A 699-nucleotide genomic window follows, 5' to 3' on the forward strand; every position below is an offset into this window, starting at 1 on the left:
AAGGCGCCGGACTCACCCTGCACAGCAGCCAAGCCACCGGCCCCCACGTACGCCAACACCTCCAACGCCTGCTCAACGACCCCACCCACACCCACGCCGCCGAACAACTGCGCCAGGAAACCCTCGCCACCCCCGGCCCCAACCAGCTCGTCCCCCACCTCGAACGACTCACCGCCCACCACCGCGGGTAGCGAGAGGTAAGAAGATGCGCGTCCTGTTCGCCACCCACGCCGAGAAGAGCCATTTCCTGGGGATGGTCCCGCTGGCGTGGGCGCTGCGCAACGCCGGCCACGAGGTGCGGGTGGCCAGCCAGCCCGAGCTGACCGACGTCGTCACCGGCGCCGGCCTCACCGCCGTCCCCGTCGGCAGGGACCACGAGCTGCGGCGTTTCTCCAAGGTCCTGGAGCGGATGGCGCCCGGCGCCCCGGCCTTCGACATGGCGGAGGACCGCCCCGAGGTGCTCACCTGGGAGCACCTCACCTGGGGGTACGGCGGGGTGGTGCCCTGGTGGTGGCGGGTGGTGAACGACCCCATGATGGCGGAGCTGACCGCGTTCTGCCGGCAGTGGAAGCCCGACCTGGTAATCTGGGAGCCGCTCACCTACGCCGGGGCGATCGCGGCCAAGGCGTGCGGCGCGGCGCACGCCCGCTTCATGTGGGGGCTGGACCTGTTCGCCCGGATGCGCGGCCACTATCTGCG

2 protein-coding genes are annotated in these 699 nt (G+C 71.4%); both read left to right on the forward strand.

Going from position 1 to position 699, the window contains the following annotated elements:
• Positions 1-191, forward strand: a 191-nt coding sequence (locus AC5L38_RS44305; protein WP_495248839.1) for a nucleotide disphospho-sugar-binding domain-containing protein, incomplete at its 5' end; no start/stop codon positions are given.
• Between the two features lie 14 nt (positions 192-205).
• Positions 206-699 (forward strand): glycosyltransferase family protein (locus tag AC5L38_RS44310; RefSeq protein WP_495248840.1); only part of this gene is annotated, 494 nt, incomplete at its 3' end.

The sequence above is a fragment of the Streptosporangium nanhuense genome, assembly GCF_059358815.1.